Origin of the sequence: Rhizobium croatiense (assembly GCF_019793465.1) — a bacterium.
Taxonomy (GTDB): domain Bacteria; phylum Pseudomonadota; class Alphaproteobacteria; order Rhizobiales; family Rhizobiaceae; genus Rhizobium; species Rhizobium croatiense.
Genome location: NZ_JAILYJ010000039.1, coordinates 1 through 4,501, shown reverse-complemented (window position 1 = coordinate 4,501; position 4,501 = coordinate 1). Strand labels below are relative to the sequence as shown.

Sequence of the window (4,501 nt, the reverse complement as noted above, 5' to 3'; positions counted from 1 at the left end):
GTCGAGTCCGGTCGGAGCTTACTCAGCTCTTCGTTGGCGAAGCTATCAATCATGAGGGCGTCGTCGGGATGGGGATCATGCTGTTTCAACTGCGACTCAGCGCCTAGATACTGCCGCAGCCGATCGAAACTCACGCTTATTCTTTTTCCTTCAGCGTTGGTAAAGTTACTGTAATCGTCCTTTAACGACTGTTGCTGCTGATCACTGCCAGTCAAGCGACTGCCTATGCTCCCCCGACCCTTCTTTCGGAGCCAATCACTAAACCTCCGTTGATTGCTGGCCAGATTCAAGACGACTTTCCTCTGCGAAGTCGAGTTCGATCCGAGCTTGCTCAGCGCTTCCTTGGCTAGGTCATCAATGATGCGGGCGTCGTCGGGATAAGGATCATGCTGTTTCAACTGCGACTCGGCGCCTAGATACTGCCGCAGCCGATTGAAACTCACGACCACTTTTTTTCCTTCCTCCTTGGTAAAGGCCCTAAAATCCTCCTGCAACGACCGTTGCTGCTCATCAGTACCGGTGAGTCGGCTGACTATGCTCCCCCTGCCCTCCCTTTTGAGCCAATCGCTAAATTTTCGTTGGTTACTGGCATTTTTCCGGGAAGTCGAGACCGGTCCGAGCTTACTCTGCTCTTCGTTGGCCAAGGCCTCAATAATGAGGGCGTCGTCGGGATAAGGATCATGCTGCTTCAACTGGGACTCGGCGCCTAGATACTGCCGCAGCCGATCAAAACCCACGTTTATTCTTCCTTCAGCCTTGGTAAAGCCCCTAAAATCGTCCTTCAACGACCCTTGCTGCTGATCACTGCCAGTCAGGCGACTGGCTATGCTCCCCCTACCATTCTTTTGGAGCCAATTGCTAAACCTCCGTTGATTTATGGCCGTAATCCGGACAACATTCCTCTTGGAAGTCGAGTCCGATCCGAGCTTGCTCAGCTCTTCGTTGGCGCAGCCATCAATCATGAGGGCGTCGTCGGGATAAGGATTATGCTGTTTCAACTGGGACTCGGCGCCTAGATACTGCCGCAGCCGATCGAAACTCACGACCACTTTTCCCTCGGCCTCGGTAAATTTCCTAAAATCCTCCTGCAACGACCGTTGCTGCTCATCAGTACCCGTGAGTCGGCTGACTATGCTCTCCCTGCCCTCCCTTTTGAGCCAAGCGCTAAATTTTCGTTGGTTACTGGCATTTTTCCGGGAAGTCGAGACCGGTCGGAGCTTACTCCGCTCTTCGTTGGCCAAGGCCTCAATAATGAGGGCGTCGTCGGGATAAGGATCATGAATTCGGCGGCCCATCAGGCGCGGCCCAGGTCCAACGGCTTGGAGTTCTTGCCCCTCAGGCGAGAGCCTCCTGAAATGAGACAGTGCTGAGTTAAGACGCTTACGATCGTCCCCACCGTTTGCCCAGTAATCCGCGATATCACCGGCTAGCGAATCTGGATCGTTTAAAAGCCGAGAAGCCATCGAATCTCTGTTTTCTGCTCGGAGCCAACGAGCGAACCTCCTAAGAATCCCTAAATTGTTCTCGACGGTAGCCTCGGGAACCCTTCCGTCCCCTCGGCCGACGCTACCGTCGGGTAGAATTTCGTAGTTTCGGACTGCTTCCGCGAACTGGTTGATACGGGTCTCGTCATCAGGATGCATGTCTCGGTCGGCGGGGCGACCACGCTTGCGAACCTTGGTTGAGGCCACGTGAGTCTCCGTTGCGGCATCGACGTCTTGCTGCCCCGAACCCCTCTCCGGCGCCAGCGACTGCGGCGTCACTCGCATCGAACCGCCCACGGAACTGCGACGCGGCACACGGTCGCCGGCGTCACTATCGTGCGAACCGAGGCGCAAGTCGGTCGGATCCTGTTCCAGGTCTCGGCTCTCTGAATAGTAGTCGTCGATCCAGGCGTCCGTCTCGAAAGCTCCGGTCACGCCTTCGATCCACCCACTTACTTCGCGAGAATCGTCATCGCGCGGCGGGTTCCGTCTTGGGTACATCGATGCCGTTCCTCCGAAATTCAAATTTGGAACCTCGATCCTAATGCCTGCCGACCGCCGCCCAGCATGCTAAAGCCAGATCCAATCATGCCCTCAAGGCATGGCCGAACACCATATGGCGACGGCTTGCCGACAATCGTCTGCACTCGACCATCAGGCCGGCACATGGCTTGAGAGGCTCGCCAGCTTGCCGCTTGCCATGCGGAGCCCGCTAAAATTGGCCTTCATTTAAGCAGTTTCGGGTGATGTGTGGAACATGCAGCGCGAAGGGTGCCGTCAGAATTTCCGATTCCAACCAATCTTTCCGCCGGCCTTTCTGATTTCGCCGCCTCAGGCAACGGAACCATTGCGGTGTAGCTGCTGACAGAACCCGTTGCACGCCTGATAGTTATGCGACCTATGGGGCGGCGATCAGGATGAGACGCCGTATTGCCTCACCCAAGAGTGTTCCCGGAGAATAATGTCGTTGCCTCACTCGATGTTTTCGAATGCCTCACGGGTTGTTCCGATCGTATCCCCGCACCTGGTGCAGGTGACGGAGGTAGCGAAGCCGCTCGCGAGCGCGCCTCTCAATAGCGCTGTAGCGAGCGGGCGGCTTCGCGGGCGGTCATCATGTTTTCCGGTGGGGTCGGTTGTCGAAGGCCAACCTGGCGGTAAGAGCGCGGATGACGATCCTGTATTGTTCGGTAATGATCTCACTGCCCGACCTCTATACTTTCCGTCTGCCGCGCGGCATCGGCGAATGGCCCGAACACCAGCGCATTGGCCTGTGTACTGCGCCAGATTTTCATTCGGCGCTGCACGGTCCGAATGAGGCCGTCGGGATACACGCCGGGGCATTTGACCTGCAAGCGTTCAAGCAACTCTCGCGAAGTTCGCCAAGGCTCCGCCTCGAACCATTCCTCGAGTTCGGCAGTGACGGCGAGTAGAGGATCGGGCCTCCGCCGCTCTCGCTTGGCCGCTGGCTTGGAGCGGGCAGTCGGTTTCACTTCACCACCACGCCAAGCAATCCGTAAGCCAGAAAGAAAGTCTTCGAGCGTCAGGTACATCGCCTTGAGCCAAAGGCATGTATCCTCCGGCGTGCGTGGGTCGTCAAACAGCCGCTGGAAGAGTGTGGCAGGACGATGATAGCGCTTGATCACCTTGGCTCCGTCACGGTGCTTTTCTTCCAGCTTGACTGATGGCTGAAAGAAATTCACGAACAACCGCATTGACGAATAAAGCTTGGCCAGCTCCCGAGTGGCTCGCAGCCCCTCGAAGCGTCGGTATCCAACGATCTTGCGCACGATTGCGCCATTCTTCTGCTCGACAAATGCCTGATCATTCTTTCGGTAAGGGCGGCAACGGGTAAGTTCGATATTATCGCGCAAGCAATACTCATGAACACTCTCGTTCATGAACACACTGTCGTTATCGGTGTCGAAGCCCAGCAGCGGGAACGGCAGCAACTTGCGCAGTTCGGCCAACGCAGTGATCAGTACCGTTTGCTCGCGAACCAGCAGCGGCGCGCATTCCGTCCAGCCCGTGGCTATATCTGTCAACACCAGCGTTTGCGAGAAGGCACCCCTCGGGTACGGGCCGGAATGAGAAACGAGGTCAGCTTCGACAAAGCCAAGTGCGGGGTCATCCCAATCCGAGAAGGTTCGAACGGGAACACTACGCCGAATCGCTGTTGATCCTTTCCGGCGCCGCGGACCCGTGGCGCTCGCTTTAATCTCCTTGAGGACCCGATCAATCGTCGCTGGGCTCATCGTCAAGAGTCGCCGGCGCGTCTCGCTATTCATATCGCCGTGTCCATGACGTTCCATCGCTTCGATTAGTGTTGGCAACAGGGGGTGTAGTCGCTTGCCGCAAATTCGATCCGACGCCTCCCAAACAACGACGAGCGCTGCCCGCACGTCGTCGCCGTAAACCCGGCGCCCTGGCCGAGGACCACCCTTCGCCGGTTTGCGTTCTCCTCGCAGCAGTCGCATCGCATGCTTGCGATGAAAGCCCGTGAGCGCCACGAACTCGTCTAACATCCTCGCCTTCTCGGCCCGCCCGCCTAACACATAGCGACAACTGATCGCTGCCACCAATTCCGCACGTGTCGCCATGCTGACCTTCCTCATCACAGCTCCCGAGGTTGATTCGGCGGGAGCAATTTAGATGAGGCAATAACCCATTCTCAGGGAGCAGTTCAGGCGAGGCAATGCGCGCGACAAACTGGCGGTGCCTTTGATTGTCGCGAATGAGGCTGGCCTGCCGCGCCGGCGTTTGACCCCCATGGGTGGAACGTCGTCGATAGCTTTCAACGTTCATTTCGAATGATCGTTGCGTGATGAACAAGTCGGTCCACCGCGGCACCCGCCCGCAGGCATTAGTTGCAGGATACGGGTCGGCATCGAGCACCCAACTCACACGTTGGCTCATGATCGCTGTATGAAATGCATCCGGCGCCATGGGCGGGTTTCGTCCTGGCCTGAAGCCATAGTAGAACCCGCAAAGGGTAGGCCGTCATAGACGGCACTAAGCAC

At 57.2% G+C, this 4,501-nt stretch carries 1 protein-coding gene and 1 pseudogene; both read right to left on the bottom strand.

All coding sequences use genetic code 11. The features are described 5' to 3' along the window. Window positions 1–1,919: pseudogene (locus K6M89_RS30380) on the bottom strand (Ulp1 family isopeptidase); the annotation flags it as partial. A 761-nt stretch (window positions 1,920–2,680) separates the two neighbouring features. Further along, entirely contained in the window at window positions 2,681–4,096 is a 1,416-nt protein-coding gene (locus tag K6M89_RS30375; protein WP_026188840.1) for an ISNCY family transposase, read from the bottom strand. Window positions 4,097–4,501: the final 405 nt, after the last annotated feature.